Source organism: Xanthomonas boreopolis, assembly GCF_046529185.1.
Taxonomy (GTDB): domain Bacteria; phylum Pseudomonadota; class Gammaproteobacteria; order Xanthomonadales; family Xanthomonadaceae; genus Pseudomonas_S; species Pseudomonas_S boreopolis.
Genome location: NZ_CP097162.1, coordinates 4,153,516 through 4,174,363, shown reverse-complemented (window position 1 = coordinate 4,174,363; position 20,848 = coordinate 4,153,516). Strand labels below are relative to the sequence as shown.

The window sequence follows — 20,848 nt, the reverse complement described above, 5'->3', positions numbered from 1 at the left end:
CCCAGGAGGCCACCGCATGATCGCGGCCGAACACCTGTACAAGTCGTTCAAGACCCGGACCGGGCTGGTGAAGGCGGTGGAAGACGTCAGCTTCCATGCCGCGGACGGCCAGATCACCGGCCTGCTCGGCCCCAACGGCGCCGGCAAGACCACCACGCTGCGCATGCTCTACACCTTGATGTCGCCCGACCGGGGCCAGGTCGCGGTCGATGGCATCGATGCCGCCCGCGACCCGATCGCGGTGCGGCGCCGGCTCGGCGTCCTGCCGGACGCGCGCGGCGTGTACAAGCGCCTCACCGCGCGCGAGAACATCGCCTACTTCGGCGAGCTGCACGGCATGACTCGCGAGCAGATCGCCGAGCGCACGCGGATCCTGTCCGCGGCGCTAGACATGGACGACATCCTCGACCGCCAGACCGAGGGCTTCAGCCAGGGCCAGCGCACCAAGACCGCGATCGCGCGCGCGCTGGTGCACGACCCGCGCAACGTCATCCTCGACGAGCCCACCAACGGCCTGGACGTGATGACGACGCGCGCGCTGCGCGGATTCCTGCACGAGCTGCGCGAGGAAGGGCGCTGCGTGATCTTCTCCAGCCACATCATGCAGGAGGTGGCGGCGCTGTGCGATCGCATCGTCATCATCGCCAAGGGCACCGTGGTGGCCGCGGGAACCGCCGACGAACTGCGCCGCTACACCGGCGAGGACAACCTGGAAGACGCCTTCGTCAAGGCGATCGGCTCCGACGAGGGACTGCACGCATGAGTCTGTTTTCGACGTTGTGGACCGTCATGCGCAAGGAACTGCGCGACATCTCGCGCGACCATCGCACGTTGATGCTGTCGCTGTTGCTGGCGCCGTTGCTCTACCCGGTGCTGATCCTCGGCATGGGCAGGCTGGCCGAGAGCCGCGTGCAGACCCAGGTCGACAAGCCGCTGGACATCCCGGTCGTGGGCAAGGCCAACGCCCCCAACCTGGTGCAGTTCCTCGCCTCGCAGGGGCTGAACGCGGTCGATCCCCCGTCCGACCTCACCGCCGCGATCCGCAACCAGGACGTGGACGTGGCGCTGCGCATCAGCGACGACTACGCGCAGGCCTGGCGCGACGGCCGCCCGGCGCTGGTCGAGATCATCCGGGACAGCACCCGCCGCGACGCCGACATCCCCACCACGCGCCTGCAGACCGCCTTGTCGGCCTACAGCCAGCAGGTCGGCGCGCTGCGCCTGCTGGCGCGCGGCATCGACGCGCAGATCGCGCGGCCGGTCGACATCGCCACCCAGGACCTCGCCACCGCCGAGGCCAAGCGCAATGCGCTGATGTCGGCATTGCTGCCGGTGCTGCTGATCATCACCTCGTTCCTCGGCGGCGCCTACCTGATCCTGGACGCCACCGCCGGCGAGCGCGAGCGCCATTCGCTGGAGCCGCTGCTGGCGACCCCCGCGCCGCGCAGCGCGGTGGTGAGCGGCAAGATCGCCGCGGCCTGCGTGATCGGCATGGCCTCGCTGCTGCTGACGTTGCTCGCCTTCAAGTTCAGCGCGCAGTTTGCCACCGGCATCGGCCGCCAGCTCAACGTCGGCTACCTGGCGATGGTGCAGATGCTCTTCATCCTGCTGCCGATGGTGTTCATCGGCACCTCCCTGCTGACCTTCCTCGCCGCGGCGGCCAAGAGCATGAAGGAGGCGCAGAGCCACATGACCTGGCTGATGCTGCTGCCGATGCTGCCCGGCTACGCGCTGATGGTGTATCCGCTGAAGACCCAGCTGTGGCAGTTCGCCGTGCCGTTCCTGGCTCAGAACCAGATGCTGCTCAAGGTGACGCGCCACGAAGCCATCGACGGCCAGACCTGGGCGGTCTACCTCGTCGCCGGCTTCGGCCTGGCGGCGGTGCTGTGGTACGCCGCGGTGCGCCGCTACCACCAGGAGCGGTTGGCGATCGCGGGATGATGTCCTCGTGGCCCAACAACCTTCCGAGGCACGGTGGCCAGGGCCGCGAACATCCGCTACCCCGCATGTTCGCGAAGACCGCCGGAGCATCGGCCCGGGCTCCTGAGCGAGCCCGGGGGGACTTCTTCGGGACGACGCCATGCCGACGTGCGCACGGGCGCGAGCCGAGGGATGCCGCCCGCCGGCCGGGCCCACGGGCGTCACTGCGTATACCCGTCCGCGGCCGCCTTTGCCGGGTCCGCAAAGATGGCCATGGCGGTGTTCATGCGGCGAAAGCCGAACTTCTCGTAGAACGGTTCCCTGCCGGGGACCGCGTACAGGATGATCTTGCGGTGGCCCTTGGAGAGCTCGATCAACTTGCGGATGAGCTCCTTGCCGAGCCCGGAACCCTGGTAGGCGGGATGGACCACGATGTCGCAAAGATAGGAGCAGTCCACGCCATCGGCCACGGCGCGCCCGGCCGCGACGACCTTGTCCTCGTCGAACGCCATGCACTTGAACATGCTGTTCGAATAGGCAGTCCTCAGCCACTCCCCGCTCTTGGTCCCGAGCGGCGCGATGCGATAGAGCTCGGACAGCTCGTCCCAGTCGACCGTGTCGGTGGACTGCGTCCAATGGATCGGCATGAATCCTCCTGTGAACCTGATGCCCGGGCCGTGCGTCCGGCCTGGTAGGCAATACGCCCCAAGCCTGCCTGAGGTCGGTAAACGGCAGCCACGACGGAAGCGGCAGACGAGGCCTCGAAGACGCCGGGCCGTTCGAGTATGGCCGATCGGGAGCCGAGGTGCGTGCCCGGCCACCGGAGGGGCCGGAGATCGTTGCTAGTCCCGCAAGATCGCCTCCCCGGTCCTGGGATTCGTGAGCGTCACGTTCTCCAGGGCGCGGATGCGCCAGGTTCCGTCCTGCCGGCTCAGCACCGCGAGGATCAGCGTATCCACCTGGTGCGCGCCGGCCGGGTGTGCGGCGCCGGTCGCCAGGCGGCTCCAGAAATGGACGACCGCGACGCCATCCGCCAGGTGGACGACATCGATCAGCTCGTTCTCTAGCGTGGAGTCGCTATAGATCGTTTCGTGGATTGGAGCGTGGAGCGCCACGATCTCGTCGACGCCCCGGACGTAGTGCCCGAAACGATTCACGAACGTGGCATCCCGATCGAAAAGACGGCCGAGCGCCTCCATGTCATGGGCATTCCAGGCAGCCTGGAACGCGGCGGGCGCATCCTCCGGTCCATGCATCGTGGTCATGGTCATCGCTTGGGTGAGAGGAAAACGGACGGCATCACCGGATCCTACGGCAGGATGGCCGCGTCCGGTTCGTCGCCGCTGCGCCCTGGATGCCGCAGCACCAACCCCACGGCGGGGAATGCTTCGTTGCCCTCGAGCCGGCCTGCAATCCTGCGCTCGACCGTGAAGCCCTCGGAGAGATAGAGCGACAAGGCGGGCTCGTTGCCTTCGAGGACCTCGACGGTCAGCGGTTGCCGCGACGCGGATAGGACATGCCGGACCAGGGCGCGGCCCACGCCGCGCCGATAGGCCGCCGGGGACACGTAGAGCCAGCTCAGCTCGTCCGGCCTGTAGGCGACGAAGCCCTGTACTTCGCCGTCCACGAGCGCCACGGCCACTTCTCCGGCAAACAGCCCCTCGTTCTCCGCGGTCTGCTCCAGGGTGAGAAAGGAATCCTCGCCCGCGGAAAGGCGCAGCTCGTCGAGCCGGGCCGCGTCATGGATCGCGCACAAGCGCGGCCAGTCTTCTGCAAGGTAGGGGCGGATCTGCACCTGAGCCATGATCAATGCCGAGTCGGTCGAGAACTGTTCGAGTGATCCAGGAGTCGGCCACGGACGAAGGTGCGCCGCCGCATCCCGTGCGTTGCGCTGGAACTCGCGCGTGAACCGTTGGACCCCCGTGGCCGGCGAACACCGCCCGGCGGAGGCCAGTGCGCTGCGGAGATCCTCCCTGGTCGCCCGGCCAACCGAAGGTGACGAACATCCTGGCTTCCATGAACGCTCTTCGTCGTCGGGTTGCCAATCGGACCCTGGCGGCCAAGCAGCGTCAGTCTGGATGCCGGTGGCGTCTCACCTGCCGGTTTGTTCCGGCAATCCGGGGCCGGTGCACTGGTATTCCTTGGTGACGAGCCAACGATTGCAACCACCTGTACCGTCCGGCAGGTTGCATTGCTGTATGGCCCCGCCGAAAGCTTCCGCCCCGGTATAACCCCAGGCCCGGCAACGTGCCAAGGCGAGTTCGCGGGCCTGCGCCTCGTCCGCGCGGGGCTTCTCGAGCGCGCCGTATTCGTTACGGTCGCATCCGCGCGACTGCCGCCGGTTGCCGCCCAGTTCTTGGCAGTGGCGCACCCGGCCAGGATGGCCGCCGAAAGAAAAACAAGCAGCGCTTTCATTGTCGATACTCGTCCTTTGCGATCAACAAGCCGAAGACCAAACGAGCTCCGCGATATCGCCTCGATTCCTGGCCCGGGCGGTAAGCGAGGCTCGGCCTGGAACAACCGCCGGGTACCTACGCAAAGTAGCGCAATGCGAGGTACACGAGGAACAGCGCGCAACCGGCAAGCGACGCCTGTCGGGCACGGTGGCCAACCCGATGGCGGGAAACGAGAGGATGGCGCCCCGGGGCCGACCGCCAAAGCGCCAGTGAGATTGCCGAAGAGGGAAGCCGCACCGCACGTATTGCACCACGGTCTAACGCCTGAATTAAGCCGAACCGCGAAGCGGTTTCGGCTTGAATGAATTGTTAGGCTGCATTCTGACGCCAAGCGGCCGACACCTGATTTGCAATCGAGTCCAGCATGCCGGCCTCTAGCTCCAAGGCTCCCTTTAGCTGCAACTCAAGCCCAGTGTGCGGCTGTGTAAGAACAAAGGCCAGCCGGATGTGCCCGAGATGGTCTGAAGTTGCGCAAAGGGAGAACTCTCCTTCTAAGGTGCTCCAGTGGCGCTCTCCATCCCAGCCTTTCCAGCTAAGCGCCAGATCGCGAAAGAAGTCACCTAAGTCGGCCGCCATGAACGTGGAAGCACGAATCTCTCCGCGCCAGGAGCCAGAGACGACCGAAACAATGAAGACGTCGGCACCCGCGTCTTGATACTCGGGATGGAAGTCCGAGAGCGTGAGCGAGGTGTCGCCTTGAACTGACTTCAATGTGCAGGAAATGTTGCCCATGCGCCCTAACGCCTGAATTAAGCCGACCCGCAAAGCGGGTTCGGCTTGAATGAATTGTTAGGCCGCGCCATACGATGCGGCCAAATGTAGGTGCATGAACCATAAGATTGGAACGCCCCACAAGCAAAGGGCAGCAACCAACAATGCAAGGTGCGGGCGAGTCAGCCCGTGAGCCAGTAGTGGACGCAGGCGAATCCTATACGAACCAACAGCGGCACATACAAGCGCCGCCACAAGAAGGGCGTCCGCAATGACTAGATTAGTCTTGTAAAGGGCGAGCCAGAGAGTGATTGCTCCAGCAATCGCGCTGGCCATGTAAAGCAATGCACGGAGGAGAGAGGGCTTTGCTGACTCCGGTTTGTCGCCTGCGTCAGGCAAATAGCGTTTTTGAGCGTGGTCAAAAAGCCACGCGCAAATGAACATGCCTACGAAGCTTAGGGCGAAGTAGAGCGATGGCTGATTGACCATATTCATTAGTGCGCGGCCTAACACCTGAATTAAGCCGACCCGCGAAGCGGGTTCGGCTTGAATGAATTGTTAGCCCTCTGACCGATCACCTTGGCCAAAGGGGCTTTTAAGCCAATAGTAGCAGTGGGCGCAGAAATCAGCGCTGCGTGGGGATGAGCGGCCGGTCACGGGCGGATTGCCGCAGTGGGGATGACCTGAGACGGATCGTGTAGCCAGTTGGCTGGTGAGTTCTCTACCCTTAACAGGCAAGGAGAGCTCCATGAAGAAGCGATTCACCGACGAACAGATCATCGGCATCCTGCGTGAGGCCGAGGTCGGCGCCATGTCGATCAAGGCGCTGTGCAAGAAACACAACCTGACCGAGCAGACCTTTTTCCGCTGGCGCAACAAGTTCGGCGGCCTGGATGTACCCGACGCCCGCCGGCTCAAAGACCTGGAGTCCGAGAACGCCCGGCTCAAGCGGCTGGTGGCCGAGCAGATGCTGGTCATCGACGGGATGAAGGAGATCGTCCGAAAAAAATGACGACCCCGTCGGAACGACGCGACACGGTCCAGGTGCTGGTCCGTCGGGGGATCTCGCAGCGGAAGGCCCTGCATTACCTGGGTTTGAGCCGCCGCATCGCCAGCTACGCCCCGCGCCAGGCCGCCAAGGACCAGGCGGTGGCCGAGCGCTTGCTGGCCGCGTCGCCGAAGGTGCCGCGGTTCGGGTATCGCCGGATGGCGGCCTGGCTGGACCTGGGCGAGGCCCGGGTGCGGCGCCTGTGGCGTCGGCTGGGCTTGAACATTCCCCGCCGCCGGCCGCGTCGCCGCCGATCCGGCAACGATATCCGCCTTCCGGGCGCGGTTCGCCCGAATGCCGTCTGGAGCTACGACTTCGTCCACGACCAGATGGTCGACGGGCGCGCCTTGAAGATGCTGTGCGTGATCGACGAATACACCCGGGAGTGCCTGGCCATCGAGGTCGGGGCCAGCCTGCGGGCGCAGGACGTGATCCTGACCCTGTCGCGGTTGATGCGGCTCTACGGCAAGCCGGCCTTTGTCCGCTCCGACAACGGCGCCGAGTTCACCGCAGCCAAGGTGATGCGCTGGCTGCGCGACGCGGCGATCGGCCCGGCGTTCATCGCGCCGGGCAGCCCGTGGCAGAACGGCTTCGTCGAGAGCTTCAACGGCAAGCTGCGGGACGAGCTGCTGAACCGCGAATGGTTCCGCAGCCGCGCCGAGGCGAAGGTACTGATCGAACGCTGGCGGCAGTTCTACAACGAGCAGCGGCCGCACAGCGCCCATGGTTACAAACCCCCGGCGAGCGTTCGCCGGAACTGGTCGAAACCCGATACCATCAACCCCGGACTCACTGCCTGATTGGCTACAAGTTCCATACTCAGGTCAACGATAGCCCAAGCACTATTGACCCCGACATGAGTGTGAAGCTGCCAGAGAACCAAAGCGCCAACGAGAGAAAGCGCCCCGATAACTGTCCAGACACCAATTGACTCGTTGCCGACTTGGAAGAGGCGGCCGTCATCACGGTTTATCCATTCTCGAAGCTTCGACAGACTTCTCATGTGACACCTAACGCCTGAATTAAGCCGCGCCGCGAAGCGGCGTCGGCTTGAATGAATTGTTAGGGCTTACGCGGTGGAGGCGGCGGTATATAGCCTTTGCCCGGAGTGCGTGCACCATCATTTGGTCTGTCGCCCGGCGGACGGCTTGGCGGCGTCGGCGGTGACGGGGGCGGCCTGCTTGGTGGATTGCTGGGTCTCTTGTCTGACATGTGCGGCATCCCTTGCTGATAGGTTGGAATAAATGAACGCTGCCATGAAACAAACGCCTACCACGAACAGCAACGCTCCAGAGGCATTCAAATTTCGTGTGATCTTTGAAAATATGCCACCGGGGGTTTGCTTGTAGATGCTTCCATCATCGCATTGTTGGATTGCCTGTCTCAATGCGAGGTGGCTTGCAAAGAATGAGGAGAGAATGGCCAGCGAGCTAAGCGCCCATGAGAACCATGCTATAAGGACCCATGCGGGGTGATGGATTGCACCGGGACCTATGATGTCTTTGACAAAGGCGAACGATATGCCCAAGGCGCCTCCCGATAGAGATAGAACTGCCTTGTCAAAGTCATCCTGAGCCTTTTGCTCAGCGCTTATCAACCATTGCCGATACTCGCCGGGCGGCTTTTTTGGCGGCTCACATGCTTCATCAACCATGATCTCTCCTGTAAGCCCTAACGCCAGAATTAAGCCGCGCCGCGGAGCGGCGTCGGCTTGAATGAATTGTTAGGCCTTTCTCTCGGGCACTTTGACAATGGATCCGTTCCTCTTAAAGACCTGCTTGCGGGGGCTCTCTAGCGGCGGCTGCCTGTCTGCACGTTCAATCTTTTCGGGTCTGGCTTTTTGGGGCTTCGACTTTTTCTTCTTCTTACGTGACGGATCAAGTGGCTCAACCAGCTTGCGTGCATCACGATCAATTGGCTTGGAATTGAAGAAGGAAAGCCGATTGAGAAAGCTCCCTCCGAGCGGATTGTTCCTTCTTGCCACATGGCACCTTGTTGGAAGGCCTAACACCTGAGTTAAGCCGCGCCGCGAAGCGGCGTCGGCTTGGACGAATTGTTAGGCGCCATGCCTGCTACCTGTCCCATACGCCTGAGTCATACATGAGTCGCATTGTGTAGTTGACCTGCAGGGTCTGGTTGCCGCCACAACTGACCTCGGTGGTCTTCCCGCTCCGCGCCTCGACCAGTATGGAGGACTCGCTCCTCAGCGGGTCCGACAAGGTGTAGCGGTAGCCTTGGTTCACGAACTCCACGGACGCGTTGCCGTTCGCGTACGAGGTGTATGTGAACGCTCCTGCCGGTGGGCGCCTAGTTGCCGGGAACGTAAACACGGTCTTGCCTGCCTTGGATGCCCGGTACTGCATGTAGCCCTGTGTGCGGTTCACCACACGCGAGGCGCAGAGCGAATACTCCCGCTTGCCCGCCGAGCAGGACCAGAGGGTGATCTCTTCCTTAGTGCACAGAGGGCTGCCGGGATACTCATGGCTGTACGCCTCCCACGTTGCGTTCCGTATGGACGCCACGGGTCCGGTTTCCTGGGGCAACGCGCGCGGCGTCGCTAGGAGCATTGCCGTAAACATCAAAGGCCAAATGATCTTGTTCATGGCGCCTAACGCCTGAATTAAGCCGAGCCGCGAAGCGACTTCGGCTTGAATGAATTGTTAGGTCACTTGCCAGCAATCTGCGCCTGCAACTTTTTTGCCTGCGCCTTGGCCGCGGTCAACTCATCAGCATTCAACTTCTGATCGCAGTCAGAAGCTTTATTGCCAGTGTCGCTCTGGTCAACTTGTTCTGAGCCAGATTCAACGATAACGATGCGCCAGGCGCAACCGAGAATTGGATCGTGAGGAATGCTGGTAGTAAGGGTATAAGCCAGATTTCTTTGAGCCTGATAATCGCCAGAAAGAGCAGCTTGCTCAATCTTTTCATAGTCGCTCATGCTATTAACTTCAGTTGGAACCGGCTGAGGCGAAGGCTCTACACTCTGCGATTCTGCTGCTCGTTGCGATTGGATGGGCTGCTGTGGCTCTTGAGGTGCCGAGCATGCGGACAATGCAATGGATGCGGCGATTCCTAAGAAATAGTGCTTCATTTGCGAGTGAACTCCATTGTGACCTAACACCTGAATTAAGCCGACCCGCGAAGCGGGTTCGGCTTGAATGAATTGTTAGCCCTCTGACCGATCACCTTGGCCAAAGGGGCTTTTAAGCCAATAGTAGCAGTGGGCGCAGAAATCAGCGCTGCGTGGGGATGAGCGGCCGGTCACGGGCGGATTGCCGCAGTGGGGACACGTAAGGGCTGCTTTTTCGGTGATCTGGCTGATGAAGGCGCAGAAGAAAATGACGCACGTGGCAATGAACAGTGGTGCACTCGGCCAAATGAACATAGAGATAAAGCCGGCCATCAGAGCGATAAGCAAGATGATCTGGATGCGGCCATGACCCTTGTCATGCGCAGCAATCTTTGCGGCCCACTGATCGATCACGGCTTGGTCATGAGTGGCGCGGAGCTTCATAAGAGGGCTAACGCCTGAATTAAGCCGAGCCGCGAAGCGGCTTCGGCTTGAATGAATTGTTAGGCAGAAGATGCGTTACTAAGGCCTAGGCCTTGGACGATCACGTTCCATGCAACAAGTCTCGCCACAAGCTGGACAATGGCATCTTTTGGTGCAGCCACCACTCCCACTTGGTGCTGGAGTTGAATGGCAATTGTCGTCACTAGGGTAAACGTTGCCGCAGTGTGGACAAGTAATATTGCCTTGATCATCCGGTACACAGTCGGTCATCTTCGCTTTCCTTTATGGCGCTAATAAGTTGGTCTGCTGCCTAACGCTTGAATTAAGCCGCGCCGCGAAGCGGCGTCGGCTTGAATGAATTGTTAGCGAGCAAATCGGACATCTGTGACCTGAATGGATGCTTTTTCTTCTGTCCCATAGTAGTTCGCGAAACTTTCTGTGTTGCGTGTGCCGCTAGGTGGAATTGCTCCAACGTATGTAAAGCTAGTCGTGATGAGTTTTCCATCCTTGTCGTAAGTGGTTAGTTCTACCCGGACATTGTCAATATATTTATCTGTTAAATTGCGGACACTTACGTTCCATTTGACTGTTCCTCTCCCGGCAAAGTCTGGATCTACACTCCAGTTCCAATCTTCAATCTTGACCGAAGACAAGGCAGTGGAATTGCGCGTACTGCTGGAAGGGGAGTCAATGGCACTCAGCAGAAATAGTCCAAGCGTTAACAAAAGAACAATAATTGAGGCGGCGCGCGCCCGCTCGCGGCGGAACAGAGCTATGACTGCGCAAGCGATTGTTCCGAAGAGCGGTAAGACAAGGATTAGGCGTGGAGTGAATAGACAGAGAAGAAGGCCGAACGCAGCAAGAACGGTAAATACCGGGCTTCGATTTTGAGTGATTTTAATCGGTGCCGGTGCCGGTGCCGGTGCCGGTGCCGGTGGTATGGGCGGCGACGATGGGATGAGTGGGTGGCCGCAATGTGGGCAGCTCGTAGCTTGATCTGATGTGGTGCCGCCGCACTCTGGACAATTTTTCAACATGCGATGATCTCCCCCTTTGCTCGCTAACGCCTGAATTAAGCCGCGCCGCGAAGCGGCGTCGGCTTGAATGAATTGTTAGCGCTCATACGGAATAGGTTGGAGCGCTGCACTTTTATAAAGAGGATGACCCGGGTGGCCGCTTTTTAGCTTAGTTAGGCAATGCGGCGCTTTGATGAAGCTAAGAACCTGATTGTCCCTGCCCAGATAGCTGCCAGTTGCACTCCAGGCGCAAACAACTACCGGTGCCTCTGATTGAAGCTTGCGAAGCCATTTGTCATTGTCAGGCCCGATAGGATCTTTGGCGGTGAACAAAGCCGACTGATCTGTAGAGCGGAACGCAAATAAGTTGCCAAGCAGCAGGCCGCCATATCCCCAACGCTTTGCGTAGTTGATGCAAACGCGTGAAGTGTTGTCATCTGTTTCCGCGTCAGCGGTAGATGGGTTCAGACCGATGAACAGAACGGGAGGCTTTGATGAGTCCCAGATGCGGCGCAACTCATAGCGGTATTTCTGGCATTCGGAAATCGTGGCGGTGCTTTTCATGAGCGCTAACTACTATTCGAAGACAAAATTGGGAATAGCCCCGGTGTGTGGTCCGGGAATCCCTACCTGATTTTCCATCCGCCCCCCACGCCCTGCCTGGCATTCCGCTGGCTGTGGTGTGTAACCCCCGTGCGTAAACATGTCGCCTCCTCCCTGTGGACAGGCTCGGATGTCACGGTATCACCCGGATCAGGCGCTCGCCAAGGATGTTGCACGCTCGCGTTCTTCGGCGGCCGGGCCGCCGCCGAGGCTGCTCGATCAGGTGCGCGAGCGCCTGCGGCGGCTTGGCAGGGCCAAGCGGACCGAGGAGGCTTACGTCGGCTGGATACGCCGCTTCATCCTCGCCAACGGCAAGCGCCACCCGGACACGATGGGGGCGCAGGAAGTGGAGGCGTTCCTGACCCGGCTGGCGGTGCACGACGAGGTGGCACCCTCCACGCAGAACCAGGCGCTGGCCGCATTGCTGTTCCTGTATCGCGAGGTGCTGGGGCGAGAGCTGCCCTGGATGGACGAGATCCAGCGCGCCAAGCGCCCGCGCCGGCTGCCGGTGGTGTTGAGCGAGGCGGAGGTGGGCATGCTGCTGGAACAGATGGACGGGCGGCATTGGCTGATGGCCGCGCTGCTCTACGGCACCGGCATGCGCCTGATGGAATGCGTGCGCCTGCGCATCAAGGACGTGGACTTCGGCCGATACGAGATCGTGGTGCGCGATGGCAAGGGGGGAAAGGATCGCCGCACGATCCTGCCGCAGTCGTTGCGCGAGGCCTTGCTGGCACAGGTGGAAGAGGCGCGGCGCGTGCATGCGCGCGATATCGAGGCCGGCTTCGGCGAGGTCTGGCTGCCGCATGCGCTGGCGCGCAAGTATCCGAACGCGGCGCGCGAGATCGGCTGGCAGTACCTGTTCCCGGCACCACGGCGCAGCGTCGATCCGCGCGGCGGCGCGGTGCGGCGGCATCATGTGGACGAGAAGGGGCTGCAGCGCGCGGTCAAGGCGGCCTGCCGGCAGGCGGGACTGGACAAGCCGAGCAGTTGCCACACGCTGCGGCATTCCTTCGCCACGCACCTGCTGGAAGCCGGCCATGACATCCGCACGGTGCAGGAGCTGCTCGGCCACAAGGATGTGGCGACCACCCAGCTGTATACGCATGTGCTTGGTCGGGGAGCCAGTGCGGTACGCAGCCCGCTCGACCGTGGCGGGCGCTGAGCCGGGGGGGCTCAGCCGTCCAGCAGCGCCCGGTCCCGCACCGCGCCCTTGTCGGCGCTGGTGGCCAGCAGCGCATACGCCTTCAGCGCGGTACTGACCTTGCGCGCGCGCGGCTGCGCCGGCTTCCAGCCCTTGGCGTCCTGCTCGGCGCGGCGCGCGGCCAGTTCCTCGTCGGGGACCAGCAGGTCGATCGAACGCTTGGGGATGTCGATCAGGATGCGGTCGCCGTCGCGGACCAGGCCGATCGCGCCGCCGGCGGCGGCCTCGGGCGAGGCGTGGCCGATCGACAGGCCGGAGGTGCCGCCGGAGAAGCGGCCGTCGGTCAGCAGCGCGCACTTCTTGCCCAGGCCCTTGGACTTCAGGTAACTGGTCGGATACAGCATCTCCTGCATGCCGGGGCCGCCCTTGGGGCCCTCGTAGCGGATCACGACCACGTCGCCCGGCTGCACTTCGTCGCCGAGGATGCCCTTGACCGCCGCGTCCTGGCTTTCGTAGACGCGCGCGGTGCCTTCGAAGACGTGGATCGATTCGTCCACGCCGGCGGTCTTCACCACGCAGCCGTCCAGCGCGATGTTGCCGTAGAGCACGGCCAGGCCGCCTTCCTGCGAGAACGCATGTTCGACGTCGCGGATGCAGCCTTCGGCACGGTCGGCGTCCAGGCTCGGCCAGCGGGTGGACTGGCTGAAGGCGACCTGGGTCGGGATGCCGGCCGGGCCGGCCTTGTAGAACGTGTGCACGGCTTCGTCCTGGGTCGCCGCGACGTCCCACCGGGCGATGGCGTCGCCGAGCGTCCTGGCATGCACGGTCGCCACGCCGGTATCGAGCAGGCCGCCGCGCGCCAGCTCGCCGAGGATCGCCATGATGCCGCCGGCGCGGTGCACGTCCTCGATGTGGTACTTCTGCGTGTTCGGCGCGACCTTGCACAGCTGCGGCACGCGCCGCGACAGGCGGTCGATGTCGCGCATGGTGAACGGCACCTCGGCTTCCTGCGCGGCGGCGAGCAGGTGCAGGATGGTGTTGGTCGAACCGCCCATGGCGATGTCGAGCGTCATCGCGTTCTCGAACGCGGCGAAGGTGGCGATGCCGCGCGGCAGCGCGGTCGGGTCCTCGGCGCCGTACCAGCGGTGGCACAGCTCGACCGCGGTGCGCCCGGCCTTGAGGAACAGCTGTTCGCGGTCGGCATGGGTGGCCACGACGGTGCCGTTGCCCGGCAGCGATAGGCCCAGCGCCTCGGTCAGGCAGTTCATCGAGTTGGCGGTGAACATGCCCGAGCACGAGCCGCAGGTCGGGCAGGCGCTGCGCTCCACCGCGGCGACCTGCTCGTCGCTGGCGTTCGGGTCGGCGGCCATCACCATCGCGTCGATCAGGTCGAGCTTGTGGTCGGCGAGCCGGGTCTTGCCGGCCTCCATGGGGCCGCCGGAGACGAACACGGTCGGGATGTTGAGCCGCAGCGCGGCCATCAGCATGCCGGGGGTGATCTTGTCGCAGTTGGAGATGCACACCAGCGCGTCGGCGCAGTGCGCGTTGACCATGTACTCGACCGCGTCGGCGATGATCTCGCGGCTGGGCAGCGAGTACAGCATGCCGTCGTGGCCCATCGCGATGCCGTCGTCGACCGCGATGGTGTTGAACTCCTTGGCGACGCCGCCGACGCGTTCGACCTCGCGCGCGACCAGCTGGCCGAGATCCTTCAGGTGCACGTGCCCGGGCACGAACTGGGTGAAGGAGTTGGCGATGGCGACGATCGGCTTGTGGAAGTCGTCGTCCTTCATGCCGGTGGCGCGCCACAGCGCGCGGGCACCGGCCATGTTGCGGCCGGCGGTGGAGGTCCTGGAGCGATACTCGGGCATGGGTGCTGCGGTCTGGCGGGCCAGTGGCTGGCGGGAAATACCGGTCCTTTATACGGGATTTCCTTGGTTGCGCCTGCAACTTCGCCGGCGTGGCGCATCCGCGGGCCGCGCGAAGTGCGTGCCCGGGGAGGAACGGGCATCATGTGCGGCTGGAACGACAGGAACAGACGCATGAAGCGATCGAAGACCACCGCATTGCTGCTGATGAGCACCGCGCCGCTGCTGTTCACCGCCTGCCAGCGCGAGCAGCCGGTTCAGGTACAGGAGGGGCTGTATACCTCCGTGGAGAGCTGCGTGGAGGCCACCGGCAATCCGTCGGCCTGCCGCACCGCGTTCGAGCAGGCGCGCCGGCAATCCGCCGACGCCGCGCCCAAGTACGCCAGCCGCGCCGAGTGCGAGAAGGACTACCCGCCCGACCAGTGCGTGGAGCAGCGCACCTCCGCGGGCCACTCCTTCATCGGCCCGATGATGGCCGGCTTCTTCATGTCGCAGATGCTCAACAACCGCGCCGGCCTGGCCCAGCCCGCGGCCGCGCCGGCGTACCAGGACCGCAACGCCGGCTGGGCGCGCCCGGCCACCGCGCCGGGGACCGGGGGGCTCAACACCGCCAGCGGGATCGGCACCGGCAAGTCGGCGCTGACGCCGTTCACCAGCACGCCCAACCGCGCGGTGACCGTCAGCCGCGGCGGCTTCGGCGGCAGCAGCGGCAGCCGCATCGGTTCCGGCGGCTGAGGCGTGCGGGCGGTTCACGGGCAGGGCGCGTCCTGATGCGGCGCGTTCCCATCATCGAGCGCGGCGACTGGCGTGCGCTGGCGGCCGAGTGCGGCTTCCGCTTCCATACCATCGACGGCGAACGCTATTGGGACGAGCGCGCGTACTACGCGTTCAGCCTGCGCCAGATCGAGGACGACCTGGAGGACCCCAGCGCCGAGCTGCACGCGATGGCGATGGACCTGGTCGGCGAGATCGTCGCGAGCGAGGCGCTGATGGCGCGGCTGGCGATCCCCGGGCCGTTCCGCGACTGGATCGCCGACAGCTGGCGCCGCGGCGAAGCGCACCTGTACGGGCGCCTCGACTTCGCCTACGACGGCCGTGGCCCGGCCAAGCTGTACGAGTTGAACTACGACACGCCGACCTCGCTGTTCGAGGCGGCGTTCTTCCAGTGGCAGTGGCTGGAGGACCAGCGCGGCGCCGGGCGCCTGCCGGCGGGGGCGGACCAGTTCAACTGGATCCACGAAGCGCTGGTCGGCCGTTTCGGCGACCTGTCGGCGCAGTTGCCGCCGCCGCTGTACTTCGCCGCGGTACGCGGATCGGAAGAGGACCAGGGCACCGTGGCCTACCTGCGCGATTGCGCGGCGCAGGCGGGCCTGCATGGCGCGGCGATCGCGATCGAGGACGTCGGGCTGGCCGAGGACGGGCGCTTCACCGACCTGGACGACGTCGTGATCGGCTCGCTGTTCAAGCTGTATCCGCTGGAAGACCTGTTCGCCGACGAGTTCGGCCGCGCCCTGCCGCGCTCCGGGCTGCGCCTGCTCGAGCCGCCGTGGAAGGCGCTGCTGAGCAACAAGGGCGTGCTGCCGCTGCTGTGGGAACGCCACCGTGGCCATCCCAACCTGCTCGAGGCGCATTTCGACGACGGCGGCGCGCTGCCGCCGGGTTGGGTGCGCAAGCCGCTGCATTCGCGCGAGGGCGCCAACGTCGCGATGCACCTCGCGGATGGTCGCCGGCTGGAGAGCGACGGGCCGTACGCGGGCCCGTGCATCCGCCAGGCGGCGCATCCGCTGCCGGCCTTCGATGGCGGCTATCCGCTGGTGGGCAGCTGGATCGTCGGCGATAGCGCCTGCGGCATCGGCATCCGCGAGGACGACAGCCCGATCACCCGCGACAGCGCGCGCTTCGTGCCGCATGCGATCGTCGAGGACGATGCGCCGGCGACGCTGTATGCGTGAGCGGTATCCGATGCAAGGGATCGAGGTCCCTCCCGCGGGGCCACGGCCTGCCGTGGACGCCTGCCTGAGCTGCCGCGACGGCTGCGGCGCCTGCTGCATCGCGCCGTCGATCGCCTCGCCCTTGCCGGGCATGCCGGGTGGCAAGCCCGCGGGCGTGGCTTGCGCGCAGCTCGATGCGCAGATGCGCTGCAAGGTGTTCGGCAAGCCGGAGCGGCCTGGTTTTTGCGGGCGGCTGCGTCCTGCGCCGGACATGTGCGGCGGCTCGCGCGAGGAGGCGCTGCGGTTGCTGGGCGAATTGGAGCGGGCGACGCAGCCGGATTGAGTAGAAATACGCAGGCGCGGCTTTTTTGTGGGAGCGGCTTCAGCCGCGATGGGGCTTTATCGGAGAAGCCGGGACGCGGGACCCGGGACCGGGGACCCGGAAAAGCGACAAGCTCACTTCGGACCGAGTGCAGTTGTGGGAGGGACTTCAGTCCCGACAGGCTTTACCGGCCTTCTGTCGGGACTGAAGTCCCTCCCACAAAAGAGCAAAAATCAGCGCAAAAAACCTGAAAACACTTGACAGGTAATCGAGGTCAAAGAGCCTGTTTTGGACTCCCGACTCCCGACTCCCGACTCCCGACTCCCGACTCCCGACTCCCGACTCCCGACTCCCGACTCCCGACTCCCGACTCCCGACTCCCGACTCCCGACTCCCGACTCCCGACTCCCGACTCCCGACTCCCGACTCCCGCGCTAAGCCCTGCCCACCTGCGCGTACACCGCATCGCGCAGGTCGTTGACGAAGCGGCCGGACATGCCTTCGTACAGCGTGTTGGTCAGTGCGACCACGCTCAGCTTGCGTGCCGGATCCACGAACCAGTTGTGGCCGTACACGCCGCCCCAGCGCCAGGTGCCGGGGGACTCGGGCGACTTCGCCGCGGCCGGGTCGCGCAGCACCGAGAAGCCGAGGCCGAAGCCTGTGCCCGGCGAACTTTCGAGCGGCGCGACCTGGTCGCGCCCCATCTCCGCGGCGAGCCTGGCGGGCAGTACGTCGCCGCCGCCGCTGCGCAGGGTGTCGAGCAACCGCATCAATTCGTCGGCGCGGCCGACCATGCCGGCGCCGCCGGAGGGATAGGCGGCCGGATCGAGCGCGCGCGCCGGGTCGAACGACACGCCCTCGGCGCCGGGCACCAGCGGCACGTGCTCCGGTCCCGCCATGCGGTGCGGTTGCGCTTGGCCGTCGTTGACGTAGACGGTGGTGAGGCGCTTGGCATCGGTGGCGTGGAACGTGGTGTCGCGCCAGCCCAGCGGCTTGCCGACCAGGTGCTGCACCGCCTCGGCCAGCGTGCCGTCGTAGGCGCGCTCGATCGCCGCGCCGGCCACGTCGATGCCGAGCGAGTAGTTCCAGCGCGTGCCGGGCGCGAACAGCAGCGGCGCCTGCGCGAGCCGGCGCAGGTTCTCCTGCAGGTCGAAGCCGGGCCGGTCCAGTCCGTCGGATACGCCGAGCCTGGCATAGGCGCGATCCGCGCCGGTTTCCTCGAAGCGATAGGTCAACCCGGAGGTATGCACGAGTAACTGGCGCAGGGTGATGTCCGGACGACTGCCATCGGCCAGCGCCGGGCGGAACTCCGGCAGCCAGCGCGCCACCGGCGCGTCGAGTTCGAGCTTGCCGCGCGCCACCAGCGCCATCGCCGCGGTGGTCACCACCGGCTTGCTGACCGAGGCGAAGCGGAACAGCGCATCGGCCCGCATCGGCAGCTTCGCCTCGCGGTCGGCGAACCCGGCGATGCGCTGGTGGAACGGCTTGCCATCGCGTCGTACCAGCACCACCGTGCCGACCAGGCGGTGCTCGGCGAGGGCGCGGTCGATGGCGTCGTCGATCGGCGATGTGCGGGCAGGCGTGCGTGCCCGCACGTCCCAGGGCAGGGCGAGCGCGATGCCGGCCATCGCCGCGCCGTGCAGGAACCGGCGCCGGCCGGCATCGGGATGGGCGGACTGGGACATCGGCTATTCCTCCACGGCTGGGCGGACGTACCGTAGGCGGCCCGGTACGCCCCCGCAAGCGCAGCGATGGGATGCTGCGGTGCGCCGCTTTCCCGCCGCGTCAGCGCACGGTGCCTTGCCGTTCCTTGCGCGCGCCGAACAGCTTGCGGATACCGGCCCCCACCGCCATCACGCCGATCAGCAGCAGCTTCCAGAACTTCGCCAGGACCAGGCCGAGCTTGGCGAACAGCCCGGCCTTGGCGGCCAGGCCGCCGCCGATCAACGTGGCCAGTCCGTAGCTGGCGATCTTGTCGGTGGAGGGATTGTGGTCGGCGTAGCGCGCACCTTCGTCGAACCCGGTCATCGGCAGCAGCTTCTGCATGCCTTCGCGGACCTGCTCCAGCTCGTTCATGTCGGCGATCGCGTTGAGGCTCAGGTAGCCATGCCGGCCGAGCACGCGGATGTCGTAGTTGAGCGTGTTGTCCTGCTGGCCTTCGAAGTGCAGCTCCTTGGCCCAGTGCAGCTTCTTGCTGCCGGCGTCGTAGCGCGGCGGCACGGCCCAGCCGACCAGGTCGACGGTGCCATAGCCCTGCTCCCGGCGCGCCTGGTTGTCCTCGGCGGTGCCCTGCTTCATGTCCGACAGCAGCTCGTCGTAGTCGATCTTGGCCGCATCGGCGTCGGAGACGTAGCCATCGTCGGCATAGGTGACGACCACGGCCCAGCTGCCGTCCTCGTCGAGCGCCGGATGGCGCGGTACCACCAGGCCCAGCACGCTTTCGTCCGGCGGGTTGGCCCAGAACTCCTCCAGGACGCGGCGGGCGTCGGCCTGGTCGAGGTAGCGGAATTCCTGGCCAAGGTCGAAGTGCGCCTTGGCCTGCGGGATCTCGATGTGGCCGTCGCGGAAGTGCAACGACTGCAGGAACTGCTCGGCGGTCATTTCGCCTTCGCCGGCCGGCTCGGCCGAGGCGATGGAGGCGGACAGGGCGAACACGCAGGCGGCCAGCAGGCCGCGGCCCAACGTCGATGTCTTCATCGGTGATTCCTTTCGCCGGCGTCCCCACGCCAAGGCGCGCAGTGTCGCGCAAATGCGCGGCGCGGACAATGCGCCGCGGGGAGAGCGCGATGCTTGCCGGCGATGCCGGCGGGCTAATGCGACAGCCGCGTCATCGCATCGCCGATGCCGTCCGGGGTGAGCGGGAACATGCGCTCCTCCAGCAGGTGCCGGACCATGCCGACCGAGGGCGTCCAGTCCCAGCGTTCGCGCGGTAGCGGGTTGATCCAGGCCAGGTGGGGGAAGTGCGCCGCCAGGCGCTGGAACCAGGTCGCGCCGGATTCCGCGTTCCAGGATTCGCTGGCGCCCCCGGGATGGCTGATCTCGTAGGGATGCATCGAGGCGTCGCCGACCACGATCACGCGATGGCCGGCGGGATAGCGATGCAGCAGGTCCCAGGTGGCGACGCGATCGGAAGGATGCCGGCGCGCATGGGTCCACACGTGCTCGTAGAGGAAGTTGTGGAAGTAGAAATGCTCTAGCCGCTTGAACTCGGCGCGCGCGGCGCCGAACAGGGCTTCGGCGGCATGCACGTGGTCGTCCATCGAACCGCCGATGTCCAGCAGCAGGATCACGCTGACCGCATTGCGCCGCTCGGGGCGCATGCGCACGTCCAGCAGGCCGCCCTCGCGGGCGGTCGCGGCGACGGTGGCTTCCAGGTCGAACTCGTCGGCGGCGCCGCTGCGCGCGAACCGGCGCAGTCGCCGCAGCGCCAGCTTGAGGTTGCGCGGGCTGAGCTCGGCATCGCCGTCCAGTTCGCGGAAGCTGCGTTGCTCCCACACCTTGGCCGCCATGCGCCCGCGGCTTTCGCCGCCGACGCGCAGCCCGCCGGGGTGATGGCCGGCATTGCCGAACGGGCTGGTGCCGCCGGTGCCGATCCAGCGGCTGCCGCCTTCGTGGCGTTCGTGCTGCTCGCCGAGGCGCTCGAGGAAGCGCCGCATCAGCTCTTCCAGCGAGCCGAGCCGTTGCACCCCGGCTTTCTCCTCTTCGGTCAGCTCGCGGCCGAGCGCGGCACGCAGCCAATCGCCGGGGATCGCCGCCTGCAAGGCCTGCGCCGGCGCGGCCGCCACGTCCTTGAGGTAGCGGCCGAAGGCCCGGTCGAAGCGGTCGTAGTGGCGTTCGTCCTTGACCAGCGCGGTGCGAGCCAGGGCATAGAGGGCCTGCGGCTCAGGATCGGCCACGCCGGCCTCGAGCGCGCCGAGCAGGTCCAGCCATTCGCGCGGCGTGACCGGGACGCGTTCGGCGCGCAAGGCATGGAACAGGCGCAGGAACATCGCGGTGCCTCCCGCTCAACCGGCAGGGGCGGCATGGCCCCGGCGAGTATCGTGCGGGCGAATGGGCGTGTTCACCTGGCGTGGTCCGTCGGTCGTTCCAGCTGGTGGATCGCGTCCTGGATCTCGTCGAGCCGCGCCGCCAACGCGGCCTGGGCGTCGCGCAGGCCGCGGTTGTAGTAGTGCGCGCCGAGTTCGCCGGAAACGAAATCGAGCAGGAACTCGGCATCGAACCGGCCGATGTCCTGCCGCAGCTCCTCGGCGAAGTACCGCTGGAGCTTGCCCACCAGCGCGGCCTTCTCGTCCTTGTCGAACGCGATCTTCTGCAT

General features: G+C 65.2%; 23 protein-coding genes. 8 read left to right on the top strand and 15 right to left on the bottom strand.

Features of this window, described 5'->3' with window-relative positions:
- Positions 1–16: 16 nt before the first annotated feature.
- Positions 17–763, top strand: a complete 747-nt coding sequence (locus M3M27_RS18740; protein ID WP_140727678.1) for an ABC transporter ATP-binding protein — start codon at positions 17–19, stop codon at positions 761–763.
- Positions 760–1,941, top strand: coding sequence for an ABC transporter permease (locus tag M3M27_RS18735; RefSeq protein ID WP_434026592.1), 1,182 nt, complete (start codon positions 760–762; stop codon positions 1,939–1,941). The genes M3M27_RS18740 and M3M27_RS18735 overlap by 4 nt, the downstream gene beginning before the upstream one ends.
- Positions 1,942–2,141: 200 nt before the next feature.
- Here M3M27_RS18735 and M3M27_RS18730 read toward each other — a convergent pair whose 3' ends face one another.
- From M3M27_RS18730 to M3M27_RS18710, 5 genes are all read right to left on the bottom strand, one after another.
- A complete protein-coding gene (locus M3M27_RS18730) occupies positions 2,142–2,567 on the bottom strand; it encodes a GNAT family N-acetyltransferase (RefSeq protein WP_434026591.1) in 426 nt (141 codons plus the stop codon).
- A 195-nt stretch (positions 2,568–2,762) separates the two neighbouring features.
- Positions 2,763–3,185 (bottom strand): SgcJ/EcaC family oxidoreductase, encoded by a 423-nt coding sequence (locus M3M27_RS18725; RefSeq protein WP_434026590.1) that lies wholly within the window; start codon positions 3,183–3,185, stop codon positions 2,763–2,765.
- A 44-nt stretch (positions 3,186–3,229) separates the two neighbouring features.
- Complete coding sequence (locus M3M27_RS18720) at positions 3,230–3,724, bottom strand: N-acetyltransferase family protein (RefSeq protein WP_434026589.1); 495 nt, start codon at positions 3,722–3,724, stop codon at positions 3,230–3,232.
- A gap of 288 nt (positions 3,725–4,012) precedes the next feature.
- Positions 4,013–4,291: a YecR family lipoprotein gene (gene yecR / locus M3M27_RS18715; protein WP_434026588.1), complete on the bottom strand. Its 279-nt coding sequence runs from the start codon at positions 4,289–4,291 to the stop codon at positions 4,013–4,015.
- A 394-nt stretch (positions 4,292–4,685) separates the two neighbouring features.
- The gene (locus M3M27_RS18710; RefSeq protein WP_434026587.1) at positions 4,686–5,108 is read right to left on the bottom strand and encodes a DUF6228 family protein; all 423 of its coding nucleotides are present in this window, start codon (positions 5,106–5,108) and stop codon (positions 4,686–4,688) included.
- A 727-nt stretch (positions 5,109–5,835) separates the two neighbouring features.
- Here M3M27_RS18710 and M3M27_RS18705 point away from each other — a divergent pair.
- A protein-coding gene (locus M3M27_RS18705; RefSeq protein WP_151023642.1) for an IS3 family transposase occupies positions 5,836–6,935 on the top strand; the annotation gives its coding sequence in 2 pieces (ribosomal slippage) (positions 5,836–6,085 and positions 6,085–6,935; 1,101 coding nt in all).
- Between the two features lie 320 nt (positions 6,936–7,255).
- On the opposite strand, the gene M3M27_RS18700 is transcribed toward M3M27_RS18705, so the two are convergent.
- The 3 genes from M3M27_RS18700 to M3M27_RS18690 form a co-directional block, all read right to left on the bottom strand.
- A complete protein-coding gene (locus M3M27_RS18700; protein WP_125076202.1) occupies positions 7,256–7,789 on the bottom strand; it encodes a hypothetical protein in 534 nt (177 codons plus the stop codon).
- Positions 7,790–8,207: 418 nt separating this feature from the next.
- Positions 8,208–8,738 (bottom strand): hypothetical protein, encoded by a 531-nt coding sequence (locus M3M27_RS18695; protein WP_434026586.1) that lies wholly within the window; start codon positions 8,736–8,738, stop codon positions 8,208–8,210.
- Between the two features lie 62 nt (positions 8,739–8,800).
- The gene (locus M3M27_RS18690; RefSeq protein ID WP_434026584.1) at positions 8,801–9,226 is read right to left on the bottom strand and encodes a hypothetical protein; all 426 of its coding nucleotides are present in this window, start codon (positions 9,224–9,226) and stop codon (positions 8,801–8,803) included.
- 189 nt (positions 9,227–9,415) lie between these two features.
- Between M3M27_RS18690 and M3M27_RS18685 the strand changes: the two genes are divergently transcribed.
- Complete coding sequence (locus tag M3M27_RS18685) at positions 9,416–9,667, top strand: hypothetical protein (RefSeq protein WP_434026583.1); 252 nt, start codon at positions 9,416–9,418, stop codon at positions 9,665–9,667.
- Positions 9,668–10,011: 344 nt separating this feature from the next.
- Here M3M27_RS18685 and M3M27_RS18680 read toward each other — a convergent pair whose 3' ends face one another.
- Together M3M27_RS18680 and M3M27_RS18675 are read right to left on the bottom strand one after the other, a co-directional pair.
- Positions 10,012–10,686 carry an FxLYD domain-containing protein gene (locus tag M3M27_RS18680; protein ID WP_434026582.1) on the bottom strand — a complete coding sequence of 225 codons (675 nt, stop codon included), beginning with the start codon at positions 10,684–10,686 and terminating at the stop codon, positions 10,012–10,014.
- A gap of 75 nt (positions 10,687–10,761) precedes the next feature.
- Complete coding sequence (locus M3M27_RS18675; protein ID WP_125108736.1) at positions 10,762–11,229, bottom strand: DUF1643 domain-containing protein; 468 nt, start codon at positions 11,227–11,229, stop codon at positions 10,762–10,764.
- Positions 11,230–11,479: 250 nt separating this feature from the next.
- Here M3M27_RS18675 and M3M27_RS18670 point away from each other — a divergent pair, with 250 nt between their 5' ends.
- On the top strand, positions 11,480–12,433 hold the full coding sequence (locus M3M27_RS18670) for an integron integrase (protein ID WP_434028050.1): 954 nt from the start codon (positions 11,480–11,482) through the stop codon (positions 12,431–12,433).
- A gap of 11 nt (positions 12,434–12,444) precedes the next feature.
- Here M3M27_RS18670 and ilvD read toward each other — a convergent pair whose 3' ends face one another.
- Positions 12,445–14,283 (bottom strand): dihydroxy-acid dehydratase, encoded by a 1,839-nt coding sequence (ilvD, locus tag M3M27_RS18665; protein ID WP_434026581.1) that lies wholly within the window; start codon positions 14,281–14,283, stop codon positions 12,445–12,447.
- Positions 14,284–14,454: 171 nt separating this feature from the next.
- On the opposite strand from ilvD, the gene M3M27_RS18660 reads away from it, so the two are divergent.
- The 3 genes from M3M27_RS18660 to M3M27_RS18650 are packed head-to-tail and all read left to right on the top strand — an operon-like array spanning position 14,455 to position 16,554.
- Positions 14,455–15,015, top strand: coding sequence for a DUF1190 domain-containing protein (locus tag M3M27_RS18660; RefSeq protein ID WP_434026580.1), 561 nt, complete (start codon positions 14,455–14,457; stop codon positions 15,013–15,015).
- 35 nt (positions 15,016–15,050) lie between these two features.
- Positions 15,051–16,232, top strand: a complete 1,182-nt coding sequence (locus tag M3M27_RS18655) for a glutathionylspermidine synthase family protein (protein ID WP_434026579.1) — start codon at positions 15,051–15,053, stop codon at positions 16,230–16,232.
- Between the two features lie 10 nt (positions 16,233–16,242).
- Positions 16,243–16,554: a YkgJ family cysteine cluster protein gene (locus M3M27_RS18650; RefSeq protein WP_434026578.1), complete on the top strand. Its 312-nt coding sequence runs from the start codon at positions 16,243–16,245 to the stop codon at positions 16,552–16,554.
- Positions 16,555–16,967: 413 nt separating this feature from the next.
- Here the strand turns inward: M3M27_RS18650 and M3M27_RS18645 are convergent, their stop codons facing one another.
- From M3M27_RS18645 to M3M27_RS18630, 4 genes are all read right to left on the bottom strand, one after another.
- Positions 16,968–18,161: a serine hydrolase domain-containing protein gene (locus M3M27_RS18645; protein WP_434028049.1), complete on the bottom strand. Its 1,194-nt coding sequence runs from the start codon at positions 18,159–18,161 to the stop codon at positions 16,968–16,970.
- Between the two features lie 157 nt (positions 18,162–18,318).
- A complete protein-coding gene (locus tag M3M27_RS18640; RefSeq protein ID WP_434026577.1) occupies positions 18,319–19,230 on the bottom strand; it encodes a DUF2167 domain-containing protein in 912 nt (303 codons plus the stop codon).
- Between the two features lie 113 nt (positions 19,231–19,343).
- On the bottom strand, positions 19,344–20,522 hold the full coding sequence (locus tag M3M27_RS18635) for a vWA domain-containing protein (protein WP_434026576.1): 1,179 nt from the start codon (positions 20,520–20,522) through the stop codon (positions 19,344–19,346).
- 71 nt (positions 20,523–20,593) lie between these two features.
- A complete protein-coding gene (locus M3M27_RS18630; protein ID WP_434026575.1) occupies positions 20,594–20,848 on the bottom strand; it encodes a DUF2164 domain-containing protein in 255 nt (84 codons plus the stop codon).